The 19,402-nt window shown below is 60.2% G+C and carries 17 protein-coding genes and 1 pseudogene; 10 read left to right on the top strand and 8 right to left on the bottom strand.

What is annotated here, in order from left to right; all coding sequences use genetic code 11:
- The first annotated feature begins 60 nt into the window (after nt 1-60).
- Nucleotides 61-485: pseudogene (locus tag HLAC_RS18040) on the top strand (AsnC family transcriptional regulator).
- 95 nt (nt 486-580) lie between these two features.
- The gene (locus HLAC_RS15025) at nt 581-3,181 is read left to right on the top strand and encodes a heavy metal translocating P-type ATPase (RefSeq protein WP_009762311.1); all 2,601 of its coding nucleotides are present in this window, start codon (nt 581-583) and stop codon (nt 3,179-3,181) included.
- 11 nt (nt 3,182-3,192) lie between these two features.
- On the opposite strand, the gene HLAC_RS15020 is transcribed toward HLAC_RS15025, so the two are convergent.
- Nucleotides 3,193-4,491 (bottom strand): RNA-guided endonuclease InsQ/TnpB family protein, encoded by a 1,299-nt coding sequence (locus HLAC_RS15020; protein ID WP_009762312.1) that lies wholly within the window; start codon nt 4,489-4,491, stop codon nt 3,193-3,195.
- A gap of 110 nt (nt 4,492-4,601) precedes the next feature.
- Between HLAC_RS15020 and HLAC_RS15015 the strand changes: the two genes are divergently transcribed.
- On the top strand, nt 4,602-5,540 hold the full coding sequence (locus HLAC_RS15015; RefSeq protein WP_015911568.1) for a transposase: 939 nt from the start codon (nt 4,602-4,604) through the stop codon (nt 5,538-5,540).
- 59 nt (nt 5,541-5,599) lie between these two features.
- Nucleotides 5,600-5,845 (top strand): DUF7861 family protein, encoded by a 246-nt coding sequence (locus HLAC_RS15010; RefSeq protein ID WP_015911540.1) that lies wholly within the window; start codon nt 5,600-5,602, stop codon nt 5,843-5,845.
- 78 nt (nt 5,846-5,923) lie between these two features.
- Here the strand turns inward: HLAC_RS15010 and HLAC_RS15005 are convergent, their stop codons facing one another.
- Nucleotides 5,924-6,991, bottom strand: a complete 1,068-nt coding sequence (locus tag HLAC_RS15005) for a zinc-dependent alcohol dehydrogenase family protein (protein ID WP_015911539.1) — start codon at nt 6,989-6,991, stop codon at nt 5,924-5,926.
- 153 nt (nt 6,992-7,144) lie between these two features.
- On the opposite strand from HLAC_RS15005, the gene HLAC_RS15000 reads away from it, so the two are divergent.
- From HLAC_RS15000 to HLAC_RS14985, 4 genes are all read left to right on the top strand, one after another.
- Nucleotides 7,145-8,671 (top strand): aldehyde dehydrogenase family protein, encoded by a 1,527-nt coding sequence (locus HLAC_RS15000; protein WP_015911538.1) that lies wholly within the window; start codon nt 7,145-7,147, stop codon nt 8,669-8,671.
- 3 nt (nt 8,672-8,674) lie between these two features.
- A complete protein-coding gene (locus HLAC_RS14995; protein ID WP_015911537.1) occupies nt 8,675-9,046 on the top strand; it encodes a hypothetical protein in 372 nt (123 codons plus the stop codon).
- A gap of 180 nt (nt 9,047-9,226) precedes the next feature.
- A complete protein-coding gene (locus tag HLAC_RS14990) occupies nt 9,227-10,420 on the top strand; it encodes a poly-gamma-glutamate biosynthesis protein PgsC/CapC (RefSeq protein WP_015911536.1) in 1,194 nt (397 codons plus the stop codon).
- A complete protein-coding gene (locus HLAC_RS14985; RefSeq protein WP_015911535.1) occupies nt 10,420-11,604 on the top strand; it encodes a Mur ligase family protein in 1,185 nt (394 codons plus the stop codon). The genes HLAC_RS14990 and HLAC_RS14985 overlap by 1 nt, the downstream gene beginning before the upstream one ends.
- A gap of 169 nt (nt 11,605-11,773) precedes the next feature.
- Here the strand turns inward: HLAC_RS14985 and HLAC_RS14980 are convergent, their stop codons facing one another.
- Nucleotides 11,774-12,397: a DUF4013 domain-containing protein gene (locus HLAC_RS14980; RefSeq protein ID WP_197690649.1), complete on the bottom strand. Its 624-nt coding sequence runs from the start codon at nt 12,395-12,397 to the stop codon at nt 11,774-11,776.
- A gap of 322 nt (nt 12,398-12,719) precedes the next feature.
- Between HLAC_RS14980 and HLAC_RS14975 the strand changes: the two genes are divergently transcribed.
- The gene (locus HLAC_RS14975) at nt 12,720-13,658 is read left to right on the top strand and encodes a transposase (protein WP_015911568.1); all 939 of its coding nucleotides are present in this window, start codon (nt 12,720-12,722) and stop codon (nt 13,656-13,658) included.
- A 33-nt stretch (nt 13,659-13,691) separates the two neighbouring features.
- Here the strand turns inward: HLAC_RS14975 and HLAC_RS18910 are convergent, their stop codons facing one another.
- The 4 genes from HLAC_RS18910 to HLAC_RS14960 all read right to left on the bottom strand — a co-directional run bounded on the left by HLAC_RS18910 (nt 13,692) and on the right by HLAC_RS14960 (nt 17,837).
- Nucleotides 13,692-13,832, bottom strand: a complete 141-nt coding sequence (locus tag HLAC_RS18910) for a DUF2080 family transposase-associated protein (RefSeq protein ID WP_015911534.1) — start codon at nt 13,830-13,832, stop codon at nt 13,692-13,694.
- A gap of 281 nt (nt 13,833-14,113) precedes the next feature.
- On the bottom strand, nt 14,114-16,936 hold the full coding sequence (locus tag HLAC_RS14970) for an aconitate hydratase (protein WP_009762313.1): 2,823 nt from the start codon (nt 16,934-16,936) through the stop codon (nt 14,114-14,116).
- Nucleotides 16,937-17,062: 126 nt separating this feature from the next.
- Nucleotides 17,063-17,593, bottom strand: coding sequence for an SRPBCC family protein (locus HLAC_RS14965; protein WP_009762314.1), 531 nt, complete (start codon nt 17,591-17,593; stop codon nt 17,063-17,065).
- Between the two features lie 16 nt (nt 17,594-17,609).
- The gene (locus HLAC_RS14960) at nt 17,610-17,837 is read right to left on the bottom strand and encodes a hypothetical protein (protein WP_232230974.1); all 228 of its coding nucleotides are present in this window, start codon (nt 17,835-17,837) and stop codon (nt 17,610-17,612) included.
- A 94-nt stretch (nt 17,838-17,931) separates the two neighbouring features.
- Here HLAC_RS14960 and HLAC_RS14955 point away from each other — a divergent pair, with 94 nt between their 5' ends.
- Nucleotides 17,932-18,288 carry a four-helix bundle copper-binding protein gene (locus HLAC_RS14955; RefSeq protein WP_009762316.1) on the top strand — a complete coding sequence of 119 codons (357 nt, stop codon included), beginning with the start codon at nt 17,932-17,934 and terminating at the stop codon, nt 18,286-18,288.
- 108 nt (nt 18,289-18,396) lie between these two features.
- Here the strand turns inward: HLAC_RS14955 and HLAC_RS14950 are convergent, their stop codons facing one another.
- On the bottom strand, nt 18,397-19,182 hold the full coding sequence (locus tag HLAC_RS14950; protein ID WP_009762317.1) for a sulfite exporter TauE/SafE family protein: 786 nt from the start codon (nt 19,180-19,182) through the stop codon (nt 18,397-18,399).
- Between the last annotated feature and the right edge of the window lie 220 nt (nt 19,183-19,402).

Here is a 19,402-nt window from a genome sequence, read left to right as displayed (position 1 = left end):
GACGTATTCCAAAGTGTCTTCTGGAGAATAGTATCGCATCTTGCGTCCTTTTCTGCCAGTATGCGGGACTTGGACGAAACAGACATGGAGATTCTCTCGCTGTTAGCCGAGAACGCCCGTCGCTCGTTCAGCGCGATCGGCGAGGAAGTCGGCCTCTCGGGACCAGCCGTCTCAGATCGCGTCACACGGCTCCAAGAGACGGAATCATCAACCACTTCACTATCAATGTCGACCGTAGCCGACTCAGAGCTGGTGTGCCGATACTCGTCAAGCTAGATCTCCCGTCCGAGTCGTTCGATGCGGTACGCGAGCGGGTCAGAAACGACGACGCCGTCGAGTTCGCACTCACGTGTGCCGAGTGCAGCAATACTGTGGATTCTGAGGGGGAAACGAGTCGTGTCGGCGGAGAGCTCTATCATTTCTGTTGTCCATCGTGTCAGAGTCGATTCGAAGAGCGACATCAGCGTCTCGAAGAAGGCATGTAACGCTGACTTCGGTTTGGAATCGAAAGTAAACGCTGTTGATTACCCCCACTATCCAAGTAGAAACTCATCTAATGGAGTAGCCCCTATAGTACGATATGGAAACACGCACAGCACATCTCGACGTCACGGGGATGACTTGTGCCAACTGCTCGGGGACAGTTGGCGACGCCTTGGAGTCACTCGACGGCGTCATCGAAGCGAACGCCAATTTCGCCACGGACGAAGGCTCCGTCGAGTACGACCCTGACGAGGTATCGCTTGCAGAGATCTACGAGACGATCGAGGACGCCGGCTACGGTGCGGTGTCTGACACGGTGACCATCGGCATCTCCGATATGACCTGTGCCAACTGTGTGCAGACGAACGAGACCGCACTCGAGGACACGCCAGGTGTCATCGCGGCCGAGGCGAACTTCGCCACCGACGAAGCGCAGGTCAGGTACAACCCCGCGGACACGTCACTCGACGCGCTCTACGACGCTATCGAGGACGCTGGTTACTCGCCGGTCCGTGAAGACAGCGACAGCGGTGAATCGGGTGAAGATGCTCGAGACACTGCACGACAGGGTGAGATTCGAAAACAGCTCCGTCTGACACTATTCGGAGCCATACTGTCGGCCCCGATGCTGTTTTTCCTCGCAGAGAAGTTTCTGCTCGGCGGGGGAATTCTCCCGGAGACGGTCTTCGGCGTCGAATTCGGGTGGGTCGAATTCCTGTTGGCGACACCCGTTCAGGTCGTGCTCGGCTGGCCGTTCTACAAGAACTCGTACAACGCGCTGGTCAACAACAGGCGCGCCAACATGGACGTTCTCATCGCACTGGGTTCGTCCACTGCGTATTTCTACTCAGTCGCGGTACTTGCCGGATTGATCGCGGGGAGTTTGTACTTCGACACTGCCGCGCTGATCCTCGTGTTCATCACGCTCGGCAACTATCTCGAAGCCCGCTCGAAAGGGCAGGCAGGTGACGCCCTTCGGAAACTCCTCGAAATGGAGGCCGAGACGGCCACCCTCGTCGACGAGGACGGTATCGAAGTGGAAGTGCCACTGGAGGATGTCACCGTGGGCGACCGCATGAAGGTCCGTCCCGGCGAACAGATCCCGACCGACGGCGTCGTCATCGACGGGCAGAGCGCTGTTGACGAGTCGATGGTCACCGGCGAGTCCGTCCCCGTCGAGAAAGGTGAGGGCGACGAGGTCGTCGGGTCCACCATTAACGAGAACGGTGTCCTCGTCGTTGAGGCGACGAAGGTCGGTGCGGACACGGCGCTCCAGCAGATCGTCCAGACAGTCAAGGAAGCCCAGTCCCGCCAGCCAGACATCCAGAATCTCGCCGACCGCATCTCGGCGTACTTCGTCCCAGCGGTCATCGCGAACGCGGTCCTCTGGGGCGTCGTCTGGTACCTCCTCCCCGCGACTCTTGCGGACTTCGTCGAGGTAATCCCGCTGTGGGGACTCGTCGCAGGTGGCCCCGTCGCCGCAGGAGGGGTCTCAGTCTTCGAGTTCGCGCTCATCGTCTTCGCGTCGTCCGTGTTGATCGCCTGTCCCTGTGCGCTGGGGTTAGCGACGCCTGCGGCAACGATGGTTGGGACGACGATCGGTGCCCAGAACGGCGTTCTGTTCAAGGGTGGTGACATCCTCGAACGCGCGAAAGACGTCGACACGGTCGTCTTCGACAAGACGGGCACGCTGACGAAAGGCGAGATGGAACTGACAGACGTCGTCGTCTTCGACGGTGACGGTCAGCCGATCACAGACGGCGGCCAACTAACCGGACGTGACCGTCTCAGCGAAAACGACGTGTTGCGGCTCGCAGCCACGGCCGAGAGCGGGAGCGAACACCCCCTCGCCCGGGCCATCGTCGACGGAGCCAGAGATCGCGGCATCGACGTGAGCGACCCCGACGACTTCGAAAACGTCCCCGGCCACGGCATCCGCGCAACCGTCGGCGACAGCGAGGTGCTGGTCGGTAACCGAAAGTTCCTCCGCGATAACGGGATCGACCCCTCGCCCGCTCAGGAAACGATGGAGCGCCTCGAGAACGAGGGGAAGACGGCGATGCTCGTCGCCCGCGTGCCCGCTGGCACGGACGAGGGCGAACTCGTCGGTGTGGTCGCTGACGCCGACACGGTCAAAGAAAGCGCGAAGGACGCTGTGAGCCAGCTGCAGGAGCGCGGCGTCGACGTGATGATGATCACCGGCGACAACGAGCGGACCGCTCGTGCCGTCGCCGAGCAGGTCGGGATCGACCCCGAGAATGTCCACGCTGAGGTGCTCCCCGAGGACAAGTCTGATGCCGTCGAGGCCATCCAGGATGAAGGCCGCAAGGCAATGATGGTCGGGGACGGTGTCAACGATGCACCAGCGCTCGCGGTCGCGTACGTCGGAACCGCGATCGGGAGCGGGACGGACGTCGCCATCGAAGCGGCGGACGTGACGCTGATGCGCGACGACCCGCTGGACGTGGTGAAGGCCATCCGCATCTCGGACGCGACACTCCAGAAGATCAAGCAGAACCTCGTGTGGGCGCTTGGTTACAACACGGCGATGATCCCGTTGGCTTCACTCGGGCTGCTTCAGCCCGTCCTCGCCGCCGGCGCGATGGCCTTCTCGAGTGTGTCGGTGCTGTCGAACAGTCTACTGTTCCGTCGGTACACTCCGGATCACGATTACGAGCTCCTCGGCCGCCTCCGGTGAACTACCCCACCCTACTCGCTCACGGCTGACGCCGTTCGCTCCTTGAGGGTGTCGTCAGAACTCTCCGAGTTCTGACTGCTAACCCGAAGTCTTTGACTTCTGGTGATGGGGCTTCCTGTTTCGATGACGCGCTTTGCAGACACAACGGTGTCCGTAGGGAGCGCAGTCTCCACAGGCGTTGATTCGGAGTGAACCACTCCTATATTTTTAAGACCGCGAGAAAGAATGTTCCACGCTGCGTTCGCGTCCCTGTCCGCCTCAAACCCACACGAGGGACACGAGTGTTCACGAACCCACAACGGCTTGTCCGTCTTGACGCCGCAAGACGCGCACGCTTTCGTCGTGTTCCTTGGATCGACTTCGGCAAAGTGTGTTCCTTCGCGTTCGCACTTGTACTCAAGCATTCGAAGGAACGTTCCCCACGCCGCTCCCGCCCGATTCCGTGAGTTTCCGGGGAGTTCGACCAACTCCTTCGCGTCGAGGCCTTCGACCGCTACGAGGTCGTATTCGGTGGCGTAGTAGTTCGAGAGTTTGTGAAGGAAGTCACGACGCTTTCGCTTGAGATCGGCGTGGCGCTCGGCCACAACTTGCCGTTGTCTCTCCCAATTCGCGGAACCGCGTTCCTTCTGCGAAAGATCATGCTGTGCGCGTTCCAACCGCTCGCGTTCGTCAGATAAGTCGAGCGATTCGACGGCGGTGCCGTCTGTGTCATGGGCGTACTTCAAGATGCCAACGTCAATCCCGACACATCGATCTGGGTCGGTCGGTTTCTCAGGAGTCTCTTTATCGCCGACGGTGAATGAAGCGAACCATTCACCGGTTGACTCCTTCTTAATCGTGATTTCTTTGACAGTCTCGGCGTCAGGAATTGCGCGGTGTTTGATGAGGGGAATATCCGCAAGTTTCGACAGCGACAGTACGGGTTGGCCGTTCTTACTATCGAACTCGAAGCCAGACTGTATGTAGGTGAAACTACGGAAATCCTTGGGGGCCTTCCAATTGAGACTGCCCACGTTGTAGCCGTTCTGCTTCAACTGAGAGAGGGCTTTGATGCTGTCTTCGATACGCATGACAGCAGCTTGTGCGACCGTTGAATAGACATCGTTCAGCTCATCCCACCAGTCTTTGAGGCTGGTGAGCTGATCGCGTACTTGTCGCACTCGTTGGTTAAGTGTACCCGCCGATTTGGGAATTTGCTTGAATTCGTTGAGTGCGTGGTTGTAGAGTTGCCTACAGGTATCTCGGTGATGATCCAACAGTTCACGCTGTTCAGGCGTGGGATCAAGCCGAAATCTGTAGGTGTAGTGCATTGAGGGTGTCATAGAAAGCGTCACACACGAAGACGCAGGATGTTGGAACTGTGTCTACGAGCGCCAGCATCCTGCAAGAGGAGACTTCTATCGACGAGTTCTTCAATGTAATGGCGACCGAGACGCTCGCGTTGTTCGAGCATCTTGAGTTCGACTTTCTCGAAGAATTCGATGTGTTCGCCCCCGCTCGCCGGGGGCGAACACGAGATCATCACCCACCAGCACTCTTCCGAGCGTTCCTGCACTGCTACTACAAGAACGTCTACGGCATCCGTCCAGTCACGCGAGAACTCCAGAACACGGTCGTCTGGCTCAGCTGTGGCTTCGATCGACCGCCGTCGAGAGACGCGGTCGATCGCTTCCTCACCGACCTCGAACACGTCGTCGACGAGGTCTTCGACCGCCTCGTCGAGCAGGCCGCCTGCCGCGGCCTGCTCGACTTGACCTACTCCATCGATTCCACCGACGTGAGGACGATGCCCGCCGACCAAGACGCGTCGAAAGGCTACGATCCAACCGCCGAAGAGTACTACCACGGCTACGGCTGTACGATCGTCTCGACCGGGCAAAAGATCCCGATTGCCGCGGAGTTCACCGAGAGCAAGCAAGCGCCAGAGGAGACGGCGATGCGCGTCACGTGTGACGCGCTCGCCGTCGAGAAACCGATCTGGATGCTTGGAGACAGCGCCTACGACACGCTCGGCTGGCACGACCACCTGCTGGCCGCAGGGGTCGTGCCAGTCGCTCCGTACAACGCACGAAACACCGACGATCCGAAAGACATCGAGTACAGGGTCGAAGCCCGCATCGACGAACACAGCGAGGACGTTCAGCTGAAGCAATCGACGCTAGACGAGACGTACAACCGCCGGAGTGGAGTCGAACGAACCAACGACGCCGTCAAGGACTGCGGCCTCGGGCACGTTCGCGCCCGAGGCCGCGTCCACGCACGAGCACAAGTGTTCCTCGCGCTGTGCCTTCGTCTCGTTATTGCGATCACCAACGACGAACGCGGAGACAATCCAGGAAGCACCGTCATCACGCTATGAGAACTATTCTATGACACCCTCATCGAAAGCGAAAGCACCACTGCAACAGTTCTGCTCGTATGAACCATGACCGACTCCATGCTCGGAAACCGAGCCACGATATCGACCGCTGGTCGACAGGAACCGTCGAATCGGTCGACCAGCGGGATGGACACTGCATTGTCACGGTCAGAGACACTGACGGCGAAGCGGTCGAACTCACTGTGACGCTCGCGATTCGGGACCTGTTTCTCAGTCGGTTAGCTATCGACGACAGCGAGTCGCCGGTTGGCGAGCGTGTCTGGTACCGAAAACATGGTGGCTGAGAGTGCCGCTCTGTCCGTCACGTGGCCCACGCGGCAGCTATAAACAGCGGCTCCGAGTGGGGTCGACGGGCCGCCCACTTAGCTACTGAACTCGTTGCAGACGGGAATGCCGAGCGTGTCGTAGTCGCTCATGGCGGCCAGTTCGTCCGGCACACTGTGGATGTCGATCTTCTTCTCGACAAGCGTTGTCGGATCGAGTTTGCCGGACTCGATCATATCCAGCATCTCGCTGTATCGGGAGGGCTGGAGGCCGAGTGATCCCTTAAACTCGATTTCCTTGGCGACGATTTCGTCGGTCGGCAGCGACACCATCCCCTCCTCTTCGGAGGTGGTCAGCCCGATCTGGACGTGGGTGCCACCTTTGCGGAGACTGTTCACCGCGTTCCGGCAGGTGGTTGCAATACCCAACGCATCGGCCGAAACGTCCGCGCCACCGTTGGTGATATCGTGGACTTCGGCCGCGGCATCGTCGACCTCCCTAGCGTTGACAGTGTCGACAGCACCGAGTTCCTCGGCCTTGTCCAGTTTCTCGTCCATCAGGTCGACGCCGATGACGTTCCCACCGAGTGCGTTGGCGATGTGGACCGCCGAGAGGCCGATCCCGCCACAGCCGTGGATGACGACGTCGTCGCCAGCGCTAACCGGAGCTCTGTGGGCCATTGCGTGGAATGAGGTCATGAACCGACAGCCACAGCCGGCGGCGGCTTCGGCATCGATGCTGTCGGGCAGCGGGACTGCGTTGATATCGGCGTTGGGGATGTGGACTTCTTCGGCGAACGCGCCGGGAGCCTGATTCATAAACCCGAGGCCGATGTGGTTCTCACAGATGTTCTCGCGGCCGTTGCGACACATATCGCAGCTGCCACAGGCGAAGTTGAACGGGATGGCGACCTCTTGTCCCTCTTCGATGCTCTCAACGTCCTCGCCGGTAGCGACGATGCGACCGGTTGGTTCGTGACCGAGCACGTGTGGCGGATCGGGGCGGTAGCCGAACCAGTCCCAATCGCCCTGCCAGCAATGCCAGTCCGAGCGACAGACGCCACAGCCGATGACCTCGGCGACGGCGCCGTCGGGGTCGGGTTCCGGTCGGTCGACGTCTTGGACCGTCAACGGTTCTTGGAAGCTCTCAAGGAGTACTGCTTGCATCACGCTCACATATGCCAAATGTTATCTAATAAACATTATGGCCCTGTTTCTCTGTCCCACGATGTTGTACGAGATCTGTATAATTCTCGATAGGCGTTAGGTGCTGGATTGTGAATAATTTTTATCGGTGTTTATGCAGTAACATTTGTTGCTATGTCAGTTGATGACCAATCACAGACACCATCGGAGCGTAAATCCGCGATTAAAAAGCGTCACGAGCAGGCCGCAAGCGAGGTGCTACCCGACCATCGAGAACTCTACATCGGCGGTGAGTGGGTCCAGAGTGCCTCCGGCGAGACGTTCACAACAGTCGACCCGACAACCGGTGAGACACTCGCCGAGGTAGAGGCAGGCAACGGCGAGGACATCGACCGCGCGGTCGACGCGGCCTGGGAGGCCTACGATGAGGTGTACAGCTCCTATTCGAGTGCCGAACGACAGGCGATGCTCGAAGCGATTGCCGACCGTATCGAGAACAACGCAGACGAGTTCGCCCGACTGGAGTCCCTCGACAATGGGAAACCAATTACCGAGGCCCGCATCGATATCGAACTCGTCGTCGACCACTTCCGCTATTTCGCGGGCATCGCTCGGGCCCACGAGGGACGGACGGTCGACACTGACGACAGTCGACACGTCCAAACCATCGAAGAACCCTACGGCGTCGTCGGCCAAATTATTCCGTGGAATTTCCCGCTTTTAATGGCTGCCTGGAAACTCGGCCCTGCGCTGTCGGCTGGCAACACAGTCGTCCTCAAACCGGCCGAGGAAACACCCCTTTCCGTTCTCAAACTGATGGAGGAGGCCGACGACGTGATCCCAGACGGTGTCGTCAACATCGTCACCGGGTTCGGTCCCGATGCTGGCGAACCGCTTTCGAACCACAGCGGCATCCGGAAACTCGCCTTTACCGGGTCGACCGAAATCGGCAGCAAGGTGATGAAAAGCGCCGCCGACAACATCACCGACATCACGCTCGAACTGGGTGGCAAAAGCCCGCTCGTCGTGTTCCCCGATGCGGACTTAGAGCAGGCAGTCCAGACCACGATCACCGCCATCTTCTTCAATACCGGCGAGTGCTGCTGTGCGGGTTCACGACTCTTTGTCCACGAAGACATCAAAGATGAGTTCCTCGACGAACTCGCGGCGGCCGCCGAAGATCTGACCGTCGACGATCCACTGCTGGATGCGACTGATCTCGGCCCGAAGGTGACCGCTGAACAGGTCGAACGAACCATGAGCTACATCGAAGAGGCCGAACAGTCCGGGGCGGCCTTTGTCACCGGCGGCAGCCAGCCCGACGACGAAGCCCTGTCGGACGGCTGTTTCGTTGCGCCAACACTGATCGATAACATCGATCACGACAGTAAGGCCGTCCAAGAGGAGATTTTCGGCCCCGTCCAAGAGGTGTTCTCGTGGAGCGACTACGACGAGATGATCGAGTTGGCGAACGATGTCGACTACGGGCTCGCAGCTGGCGTGATCACCGAGAACCTCACGAAGGCCCACCAGTGTGCCAAAGACATCGAGGCCGGCAACATCTGGATCAACACGTACAACGACTTCCCAGCTGGCCAGCCGTTCGGCGGCTACAAGCAATCAGGAATCGGCCGTGAAATCGGTCAAGACGCCGTCGACCACTACACTCAGACCAAGACGATCAACATCAGTCTCAGCTAAGTCGTGACAGTCCCGTTCTCACCAGTCGAGGGCGAGTTCCGCGCCCAGCAAATCGCCATCGACCCCGATGGGACGGCCTACGTCGTTCCCTCGGGGATGCACGAGCGACTCCGGCAGGCGGTCGCCTCCGACCGTGAGGAGCGGGACCCCAAGGTCGCACTCGCGCTGTCGGGATGGATCTGCCTCCAGACAAGCGGGATGACTGATCGGATCAACGTCGACGCCCCTGACGCACTCACCGACGCGGCCCCGATTCGTCGGTTCGCACGGGCTCACAACGCGGGATCAGTCGCTGTCGCTCGGCATCCGAGTGGCGAGGTTTGTCGGTCGGCTACCCCCACCGAGTTCACGTTTGCAGGCCCGACTGAAGAATAGATCAGAGCGACCAATAGTCCTCTCTGTTTACTTAAACCCGCACTTTTATGTTGCACAATACGAGTTATTAATTCAGAAGACATGGTCCCTCCGAAACGCAGACAGAGCCTCCCTCCAACACAAACTGAGAAGTCCGTCCGAACTGCCGCAGCCGAACCCCGCGGTGGGTCCGAGAGCTAGATGCTCATTGCAACAGCCGTACTGCTCTGTGGGTTAGTTGCTGGTACCATCGCCGCACAGCTGTATGGTCTCAGACTCGGTGGTGTCCTCATCGTCCCGCTCGTTGCGGTGTACCTCCTGCGGAGCTTCGGGACCTTCCCGGTGTTCGTCCTCAGCACAGTAGCAGCATACGCCTCGATCAGCTACATCAAAACTCGACTCCCGTTGTACGGCCGCCAGCTGTTCGTCCTCTCTATTTTCATCGGGGCGCTCGTTCCGGTCACTATCGTCGAACTACTCGTGGCTGGGGTTGGTGCCGAGACAGCGATTACAGATGTCGAGTTCCTCGGAAGTGTGCTCCCCGGCATCGCCGCCTACAACTTCCACCGTCTCGACACTGAGCAGCGAGTGCTCGATGGCGTCGTCAGTCTGGCAGTGCTGTTGTTCCTGGTCGTCGTCGGGATCGGGCTCACGTTCCTCGTCGGTCTCTCACCGCTGGCCGGGACGCTTCCACCGCTGCTGCTCGCCCCGGAGTCGGATATTGCGCTCGCCTTCGGGCTGACGGTCGACCGGCCACCGCTTCCAGTGATCACATCAAACAGTCTCTCGCTTGTCCTCGTCCTCGCCGGGATGGCCATCGCAGAGCTGGTTCGGTTCCGGTACCAGCTTCGTGTCGCCGGGATCATCGTCGTCCCGCTTGTCGTCCTCATCACCTTCCGTAACGGAATGTTACTGCCGGTGTGGATGCTCGCCACCGTTGGGGCCTACGGTAGTATCCAGCTCGTCCACTGGTGGACACTCCTCTACGGACGCGTGTTGCTGGCGTTTGGCATCATCGTGAGCATACTCACGACAGTCTCGTTGGTGTCTGTTGTTCCAGTCATTCACGGCGTGCTCCCCTTCTTTGTCGGCCTGCTTGGCGGCGTCACCGCGTACAACATTCACGTGGTTCCACCCAGAGAGCGACCGGCAACTATCGCAGTGATCGCCGGGACGCTCGTGACAGTCGGCTTCATTGCCCGGCTGCTCGTGACCCCACCGCCGACTGGCCTCCTGACGGAGGTAACCGTCCAACAGCTCCAGCTCGGCGCTGTCATCGTACTACTGGCTCTCGCTGTGCTGGCCAATCTAGAACGAATCGAGCCGCCACAGTCAGTGTCAAATCCCACCGAACCGATGGACCACTGTCAGGCTGGAGAGGAGGTGACTGACTGATGTGGTCGAGCCGCCAAACAGTGAAAAAGCAGGCACTCGACGGACTCCGCACTGTCGCCAGCGGTGTTGTCGAGGCACTTGGTGCCGGTCCCGCCCACCGTCGGCGGCTCGATGAGATCGATACCCGAATCGTCGTCAGTGGTGTCCGCGGGAAGTCATCGGTGGCCAACTGGCTGCACGAACAGTTCGTCAGCCGCGGCTACGACACCTACACCAAGATAACCGGATCCGATGCACAGGTTCGCTACAACGACACCGTCTCCGAGATCGAGCGCGAACAGCAGGTCAGACTGTACGAAAACGAGCGTGAGCTGGCTCGGTTCGACAGTATCGACGTCGCAATCGTCGAGAATCAAGGAATCAGACCCTACACGACACGGCTGGTCAACGAGCAGTTCGTCGACCCCGATCTGGTGTTTCTCACCAATGTCCGGGAGGACCACCTCGACACGCTAGGCCGTGATCGCACCCAGATCGCTCGGTCGCTCACCCGTGCAGTCCCTCAGGGGACATCAGTTGTCTGTGCCGAACAGTACAAACCGCTACGTGAGTACATCCAGACCGAACTCGAGCGTCGGGATGCACCAGTTACCTTCGTCGACCCGCCGTCGGGGACCGAGAGCGTGCCAGGCAGTGAGTGTGTGTATGGGCTCAACGACGTGCTCGCAGCAGTCGGTGAGCCGCCTGTTCCAACCCAAGAGATCCAGGACCGAATCGATACGCTTCGTCCGTCGTGGCAGCAGCTTCCTGGTGGTCGGGTGTACAATGCGGCGGCGGTCAACGACGTCCAGAGCACGGAACTCGTTCGACAGTCGCTCGTTGAGGATCGGGAGACAGTAATCGAACCAGTGTTGAACCTCCGGTGGGATCGCCGGGGGCGAACGGTGTCGTTCATCCGCTATCTCGACGACCTCTACGAGTCGGGGGCAGTCGAGCAGACCCACATCGTCGGCGACGATCAACAGCTGTTCGAGACGACCGCCTCCCTCCCGGTCGTTCGCCACGACACCGAGACTGAATCGCCGGCGGCAGTTCTAGATGACGCGGTAGCCTCGGGTCGGCCAGTGGTGCTGATGGGCAACACAGTCACGGCGTTCATGGAGGCGATGGCCAGGGAAATCGAGAGCCGAGCAGGGACAGACAGTGACGCTCCGGAGGCGACAACCGCTCCAGAAACAGCCTGAGATGGGACGCCGACACTGACCGGAAAGCGCTACGGGATGCTTGATCAGACACAGTTGCGGTGGCGAACGCTGTCGGTCGAGCGATCTGAGGACCGTCAGCGTTGACCGCACAGACTGGGAGGACACCGAAACCCGAACGGCTACTCGTGTGATAGCTTCAAAAAGGCGGTTACCGGTCAGTATCGACACTGGTCGACAGCATCGCGTCGGGACCGGTGTGGTCGACGACTGGAAGATCCTCCCACGCCCGACCGATAACGGAGTAGGCCGCAACCGCGGCGTAGAAGCCGACAAAGACTCCGGCAATCTGGCCGAGGATCGGAACGACGTTGAGTACCCCCGCCACGATCCCGCCGAGCAACGCCACCAAGAGCATCGTTCCCCAGGCAACGGCGTAGGATCGAGAGAGCCAGATCGGTTTCAGCGTCCCGAACGCGAAGCCAGCACCGAGCGACCGCGTTCGAGCGAAGTTGACCAGTGCTGCCGGAAGCAGGTAGGCAACAACGAACGAAAGGAGCGTCCAGAGCAGCCCACCCACCAGGACAGCCGCCACGCCGAGGCCATCCAGTGAGCCGTCGCCGCTGAGCCCGATTCCGATGGCGACAACGCCGCCACCGAGGATCGTCGGAACAAGCGCGTAGGCAACGCCGATCAGGACTGCTTGCAGTCCGGTGACCGCCAGCTCTCCCCACTCGTCGAACACTGGCGGAACCTCGTCACCTCCGGCGGTTCGGTTCAGTACCCGAATGAAGTAGCCGGCGAGGATGAACACCGGAACCACGAGGAACGCCAACAGCGAGAGCAGGCCACCGATGGCGATGGTCCGTATCGCGTCGTCGCTTTCGGTTGGATATCTGATCGCAACTTCGAGACTCTCACGGAGTCCGTCGGCTCCGCTGCCGAGTATCTCGTCTCGTTCGGCTTGAATTCCGGATTCTTCTTTTGTGTTGTCATTTTATATTCAACAGATGGACGCCTTCTGAGGAGATATAGATAGAGTATCAGAGAGGGTGTCATAGAAAGCGTCACACACGAAGACGCAGGATGTTGGAACTGTGTCTACGAGCGCCAGCATCCTGCAAGAGGAGACTTCTATCGACGAGTTCTTCAATGTAATGGCGACCGAGACGCTCGCGTTGTTCGAGCATCTTGAGTTCGACTTTCTCGAAGAATTCGATGTGTTCGCCCCCGCTCGCCGGGGGCGAACACGAGATCATCACCCACCAGCACTCTTCCGAGCGTTCCTGCACTGCTACTACAAGAACGTCTACGGCATCCGTCCAGTCACGCGAGAACTCCAGAACACGGTCGTCTGGCTCAGCTGTGGCTTCGATCGACCGCCGTCGAGAGACGCGGTCGATCGCTTCCTCACCGACCTCGAACACGTCGTCGACGAGGTCTTCGACCGCCTCGTCGAGCAGGCCGCCTGCCGCGGCCTGCTCGACTTGACCTACTCCATCGATTCCACCGACGTGAGGACGATGCCCGCCGACCAAGACGCGTCGAAAGGCTACGATCCAACCGCCGAAGAGTACTACCACGGCTACGGCTGTACGATCGTCTCGACCGGGCAAAAGATCCCGATTGCCGCGGAGTTCACCGAGAGCAAGCAAGCGCCAGAGGAGACGGCGATGCGCGTCACGTGTGACGCGCTCGCCGTCGAGAAACCGATCTGGATGCTTGGAGACAGCGCCTACGACACGCTCGGCTGGCACGACCACCTGCTGGCCGCAGGGGTCGTGCCAGTCGCTCCGTACAACGCACGAAACACCGACGATCCGAAAGACATCGAGTACAGGGTCGAAGCCCGCATCGACGAACACAGCGAGGACGTTCAGCTGAAGCAATCGACGCTAGACGAGACGTACAACCGCCGGAGTGGAGTCGAACGAACCAACGACGCCGTCAAGGACTGCGGCCTCGGGCACGTTCGCGCCCGAGGCCGCGTCCACGCACGAGCACAAGTGTTCCTCGCGCTGTGCCTTCGTCTCGTTATTGCGATCACCAACGACGAACGCGGAGACAATCCAGGAAGCACCGTCATCACGCTATGAGAACTATTCTATGACACCCTCGTAGTGCATTGGCTATTCGTCGGGATCAGACGTTCGGACGATTTTCACGTCAGCTCCTCGCCACCGTTTCGGGACGAGAACGTGTGCGCCGTTCCCGGTCGGCTTCACTTCTCCCTCGATGACTTCGTGGCCTTCTATTTCGTGCCTATCCATCACCTGTGTTTATACATTATATCAACTTAACTGTATCGATGGGATGGTTGGGTGGTGGGGTCGAACGTGTTTGTAATATGATGACGGCGTGGACGAATCGCTGCGCGATTCGTTCGCACACCAGAAATCGAAGATTTCTGGGGACGGTGTATCCCTCCCTACTCGCTCCCTCTGGTCGCTCCTTGAGGAAGGGGGCTTACCGCCTACAAACTGCTAATTCGCTGGTTTCACCACCAGCGTTCTTCGCAGTTCCTGAAAAAGGCGACTCTCCGGAGAGGTGGCTACTCCTCGCTGAGTAGTCGACGGAGCACCAGATGGAGGATACCGCCATTTTCGACGTATCGAACGGCTGCAGGCGTCCCAACCTGTGCCGTGACCGGGAATTCGACGGTCGAACCATCGGCACGTTCTGCGACGGCGGTGAGATCGTTGTTCACGTCGAGGCCGTCGTCAAGTCCCTGGATCGCGACCCGTTCCGAGCCGTCGAGTTCGAGCGATTCCCAGGAGTCGCCCTCGTCGAACTGGAGCGGCAAGACACCCATTCCGACGAGGTTGTCGCGGAAGATGCGCTCGTAGCTCTCGGCGATCGTCGCACGGACACCCAGCAGATCCGTTCCCTTTGCCGCCCAGTCACGACTCGATCCGGTTCCGAGTTCTTCACCCGCAAACACGACCAGCGGCGTGTCGTTCTCGCGATACCGACGGCTGGCTTCGAAGACCGTCGTCTGGTCGTCGGTGGGGTGATGGATCGTGTAGCCGCCTTCGACGCCGTCGAGCATCTCGTTCTCGATGCGGACGTTCGCGAACGTCCCACGCATCATCACCTCGTGGTTCCCGCGCCGGGCGCCGTAGGTGTTGAACTCGTGGGGTTCCACGCCCTGTTCGGCGAGCCACTCACCGGCGGGTTGCTCACGGCTGAACGGGCCGGCCGGGCTGATGTGGTCGGTCGTGACCGTATCACCGAGCAGCATCAGCGTGCGGGCGTCGTCGATATCTGTGACACCGGGCTCTTCCAGCGGGAAGTCCTTGAAGAAGGGCGGCTCGCGGATGTACGTCGAAGAGTCGTCCCACTCGTAGACCTCACCGGTCGGCGCATCGAGTGCCGTCCAGCGTTCGTCTCCCTCGAACACGGAGGCGTACTTCTCTTCGAACATCGAGGAATCGACACTGTCGTGAACCGCCGCGTGGATCTCGTCGGCGTCGGGCCAGATGTCCGCGAGATAGACCGGATCGCCGTCGGCATCCGTTCCGAGCGGGTCGTGTTCGAGGTCGATGTCCATCCGCCCGGCGAGGCCATAGGCGACGACGAGCGGCGGGCTGGCGAGGTAGTTCGCACGAATCTTCGGGTGGATGCGAGCCTCGAAGTTGCGGTTCCCCGAAAGGACGCTCGTGGTCCAGAGATCCTCGGCGTCGATCGCACGTTCGATCGGCTCGGGAAGCGGGCCGGCGTTCCCGATACAGGTCGTACAGCCGTAGCCGACGACGTTGTAGCCGAGGTCTTCGAGGTACGGGAGAAGCCCCGACGCTTCGAGATATTCGGTGACGACGCGGCTTCCGGGCGCGAGACTCGTCTTGACGTACGCGGGGACGTCGAGCCCGCGCTCGACAGCGTTACGAGCGAGGAGGCCCGCCGCGATCATCACGGACGGATTCGACGTGTTCGTACAACTGGTGATGGCGCTGACGACGACACTGCCGTGCCCGATTTCGGTTGTCTCGCCGTCGCCGGGCTCCGCCGGGCTGCCAGAGGGACTTCGTCCCTCGCTGTTCACGTCGACTGCGACTCGTTTGTCGAGGTCGCCGACATCCGGTTCCGGAAGATCGGGATCAGGTCGGTCGTCGGAAGCGCTGCTCTCGCCGAGCCATCGGGTGATCGCTTCCTCGTCGATATCGTCGAGTTCCTCCTCGAATTCGCCGTGGACCAGTCCCCTGAAGTGCGTCTTCATGTCGCCCATCGCGACGCGATCCTGGGGCTTCTTCGGACCGGCGAGGCTGGGAGTGATCGTCGAGAGGTCGAACTCTACCGTTTCAGAGTATTCGGGATTCTGTTCGCCGAATAGCCCCTGTGCGTCGAAATATTCTCGAACGAGTTCGATGTGCTCTTCGTCGCGTCCCGTGAGTTCGAGGTAGTCGAGCGTCGCCTCGTCCACGCCGAACATCGAGATGGTCGAGCCCTGTTCGGGCGCCATGTTCGCGATGGTCGCCCGATCCGGAACAGTCAGGTTCGACACGCCGGGACCGAAGAATTCGACAAACCGGTCGACGACGCCGACCTCTCGAAGCTGTTCGGTGACGTGAAGCACGAGGTCAGTTGCGGTCGCGCCCTCGGGGAGTTCTCCAGTAAGGCGGACGCCGACGACTTCGGGAAGCTTCATCGTGATGGGCTGGCCGAGCATCGCGGCTTCGGCCTCAATACCCCCGACCCCCCAGCCGACGACGCCGATGCCGCCGATCATCGGCGTGTGGCTGTCCGTCCCCACGAGGGTGTCGGGGAGGAGCCACTGTTCGCCGTCACGCTCGCGGGCGTGGACGACCTGTCCGAGGTATTCGAGATTCACCTGGTGAACGATACCCGTTCCCGGCGGGACGACACGGAAATCGTCGAACGCCTGTTGAGCCCATTTGAGCGCACGGTATCGCTCGCCGTTGCGCTCGTACTCCAGTTTGACGTTCTTCTCGTAGGCGTCCGCGGAGCCGAAGTAGTCGACCTGCACGCTGTGGTCGATCACGAGGTCACACGGTACATCTGGTTCGACGATGGCGGGATCCTTGCCTTTTCGGTCGGCCGCAGACCGGAGCGCTGCGAGGTCGACGACCGCGGGGACACCGGTGAGATCCTGGAGAACGACCCGCGACGGTGTGAACGGGAGTTCGACATCCGGAACGTCAGGTTGCCACGACGCGACGTTTCGAACGTCTTCGACGGTTATCGTCTCCCCGTCGACGTTGCGGAGAACGGACTCGAGGAGAACGCGGATACTGACGGGGAGCTGGTCGAGTTCACAGAGACCCTCCTCTTCGAGGACTGTGAGGTTGGCCATCTGGTAGGATGTGCCGTCGAACTCGAATTCGCGGATTGCGTCGAATGGAGACGGTTCGTTCATACCTTGTCCTACGGTGACGTGGCTCTTGAATTGTCCCCCCCATGGACGGGGTGACGGTGTGGAAGGTCACTTCGTCGGCTGGGGTGAGATGTCGGTGTACACGATTCGGTTGGTAAACTGATTCTGCTACGAACTCGCCCCTAGCGGCTTCGATTTCTCAGGTGCCGCTGATTCGATGCGGTCCTTGAAGAAGACGAGTTCCCTGTTCGTATGGTCGTAGAGCTTTGCCTTTCCACCGAGAGCGGTCGTGAACACCCATTTCAGCGCCCGTCCCCGTCGGTTGTTCGGGAAGTCCATCCAGACGGCGTGTGACATCCGAGTCCCGTCTTCAGTCTCTTCGAGTCGAATGGTCCCTCCTTCGGGAATCCGAACGGTGACGAGTCCTCGAAGGAGCGGATAGTACGCCGTCCCCGCCCAGACCGCCACCTGATGGTCGATATACTGGAATCGGCCATGCAGGTCGGCGTACATCCCGGCAACCTCTTCGGCCTGGTGGAACGTTGCGCCTTCTCGGGGACGGTTATCGGGCGTGTCGTATTCGAGCCCATAGTGTTCCTCGGGGTTCGACGCCGTCCAATGGACGGGGTCTGTTACGTACTCCCATATATCCTCGGACGATGCGTCGATGACGATTTCGGCTTTATCTGTGACGTACATGGATTGGGTCCCCGATTTATGATGCGAAGGCGTTGTACAGCCACGCGAAGGCGTACATCAAGACGAAGCTAATCACCGCTGCCTCGACCATGCCCGCCACTGTCCCGACGATGGTCGGTTCGAAGAACAGGTGCCACTGCTCCATCGCTTCGACTGCGCCCTCGTAGACACCGATCGTTCCGAACACACCGAGAAGGAGCATCGCGACGGCAGAGACGACTGCTGCTGTGCCCGCCAGTGCCAACGAATTTCGACGCCTTCTAGCGACACAGACATCGTATCGCCCCGCAAGGGCAAGCAGGCCGATGAACTAGAAGGGCCTCGTACGGTGACGTGCAATGTCACTTGCCGAAACAGTCTCCAAGATCGATCATCTGAGCGAGGAAGAGCGCGAATGCATCGAGATCTGCAATGAAGCCGCTGGGGTCTGTGAGTGGTGCGCCGACGAGTGTCTCGGCGACGAGGAGATGGAAGAGTGTGCTCGGCTCTGTCGCGACGTCGCGGACATCGCGTCGCTGCATGCCCGATTCATGGCTCGCAACTCCAACTACAGCAAGCAATTGGCCGAAGCCTGCGCCGGCGCCTGCGAGGAGTGTGCCGAAGAATGTGAGCGTCACGATGCCGAGCACTGCCAGGTCTGTGCCGAGGTCCTCACGGAATGCGCCGAGAGCTGTCGCAACATGATGAGCGCCTGACCGACGTCCGAATAGCGCACGAATCAGCACCGTTGCGACGCTGTTTTTTGGCTACAACCGCTGTGTCGAGGGGTACCGAAACCGCCGTACGAAGACGGCTGAACGCGGTTAGAGTTCCGGAATCGCCGTGAACAGGAGGACGAACGCGTTCACGGTCAGTAGCGCCAGCACGACCCACTGGAAGATGCGCTCGGGGATGTGGTCGAAGATGTATACACCGATCCAGGCACCGAGGAACACCATCGGCACGGCGACGGCAGCCTCGATCATCAGCGGCGTCGTCACGGCTCCCGTGTAGGTGAGACTCCCGAGGCGGTACAGCATGAGCGTCCCGAAGAAGGCAGTGAACGTGGCCTTCATCTCCTTGTCGGTCCAGAATCCGCTCGCCGACATGAAGGCCCCGTAGACGATCATCGGCGGGCCGGGAACGGCGACGGCGCCGCCGAGAATCCCCGCGAGCAGCCCGGCCGTCGCGCCAATTATCTTCCCCGGTCGGTAGTCCTTCTCCTCGATCCAGTCCGTGACGACATCGAGTTGCTGGGTCGCGCCGACGACGATGACCGCTAACACGAGAACCGCCCCGATGGCGACGCGCATCTGTGCCGCGTCGAACCCACTGAACACGACGATGCCGAGCGGCATCCCGACGACGAGCCCACCGACAGGAACGATCCACTTCTCCCAGTCGAACGCGTCCCGGACGCTCCACCAGACGCGGGCGTTGGCCACCACCGCCGTTGCCGTGAAGATGATCGACGCGCTCGAGGGCGACCGAAACAGCGGCATTATGCCCATCGACACCTGCGCGAAGCCGAACCCGGCGATACCGTGAACGGCGGCCGCGGCGAGGATAACGACCGCAGACAGCCCCGTCGTTACCCAGTCGCTCGTCATCGATCGCGCCTCCGTTGCCACGGTAGAGTACGCATCTGGATGAACGATACTCCGGCTGCATCTTTTATTGTAATGCTCAACTCTGAAGCAGTAAGTGAATCATATATTATATTTACTATATAAATAATTAGTATCTGTTTACCCCCACAGAGAGGGTTCTCAATCCCCTGAAACGCCCGAAAATAAGGGGCAAAATAGCATTTATAAGTGATCCTGTTTG

Source organism: Halorubrum lacusprofundi ATCC 49239, assembly GCF_000022205.1.
GTDB classification, from domain to species: Archaea; Halobacteriota; Halobacteria; order Halobacteriales; family Haloferacaceae; genus Halorubrum; species Halorubrum lacusprofundi.
This window is presented reverse-complemented; position numbering and strand designations above follow the sequence as displayed.

Bases quoted from the DNA above. Each gene is read 5' to 3' on its own strand.
- HLAC_RS15015 (WP_015911568.1), top strand. From the start codon at position 4,602: ATGGCGACCGAGACGCTCGCGTTGTTCGAGCATCTTGAGTTCGACTTT.
- HLAC_RS14975 (WP_015911568.1), top strand. From the start codon at position 12,720: ATGGCGACCGAGACGCTCGCGTTGTTCGAGCATCTTGAGTTCGACTTT.
- HLAC_RS14990 (WP_015911536.1), top strand. From the start codon at position 9,227: ATGCTCATTGCAACAGCCGTACTGCTCTGTGGGTTAGTTGCTGGTACC.
- HLAC_RS14955 (WP_009762316.1), top strand. From the start codon at position 17,932: ATGTCACTTGCCGAAACAGTCTCCAAGATCGATCATCTGAGCGAGGAA.
- HLAC_RS15020 (WP_009762312.1), bottom strand. From the start codon at position 4,491: ATGCACTACACCTACAGATTTCGGCTTGATCCCACGCCTGAACAGCGT.
- HLAC_RS14985 (WP_015911535.1), top strand. From the start codon at position 10,420: ATGTGGTCGAGCCGCCAAACAGTGAAAAAGCAGGCACTCGACGGACTC.
- HLAC_RS14965 (WP_009762314.1), bottom strand. From the start codon at position 17,593: ATGTACGTCACAGATAAAGCCGAAATCGTCATCGACGCATCGTCCGAG.
- HLAC_RS18910 (WP_015911534.1), bottom strand. From the start codon at position 13,832: ATGGATAGGCACGAAATAGAAGGCCACGAAGTCATCGAGGGAGAAGTG.
- HLAC_RS14970 (WP_009762313.1), bottom strand. From the start codon at position 16,936: ATGAACGAACCGTCTCCATTCGACGCAATCCGCGAATTCGAGTTCGAC.
- HLAC_RS15025 (WP_009762311.1), top strand. From the start codon at position 581: ATGGAAACACGCACAGCACATCTCGACGTCACGGGGATGACTTGTGCC.
- HLAC_RS15005 (WP_015911539.1), bottom strand. From the start codon at position 6,991: ATGCAAGCAGTACTCCTTGAGAGCTTCCAAGAACCGTTGACGGTCCAA.
- HLAC_RS14950 (WP_009762317.1), bottom strand. From the start codon at position 19,182: ATGACGAGCGACTGGGTAACGACGGGGCTGTCTGCGGTCGTTATCCTC.
- HLAC_RS15000 (WP_015911538.1), top strand. From the start codon at position 7,145: ATGTCAGTTGATGACCAATCACAGACACCATCGGAGCGTAAATCCGCG.
- HLAC_RS15010 (WP_015911540.1), top strand. From the start codon at position 5,600: ATGAACCATGACCGACTCCATGCTCGGAAACCGAGCCACGATATCGAC.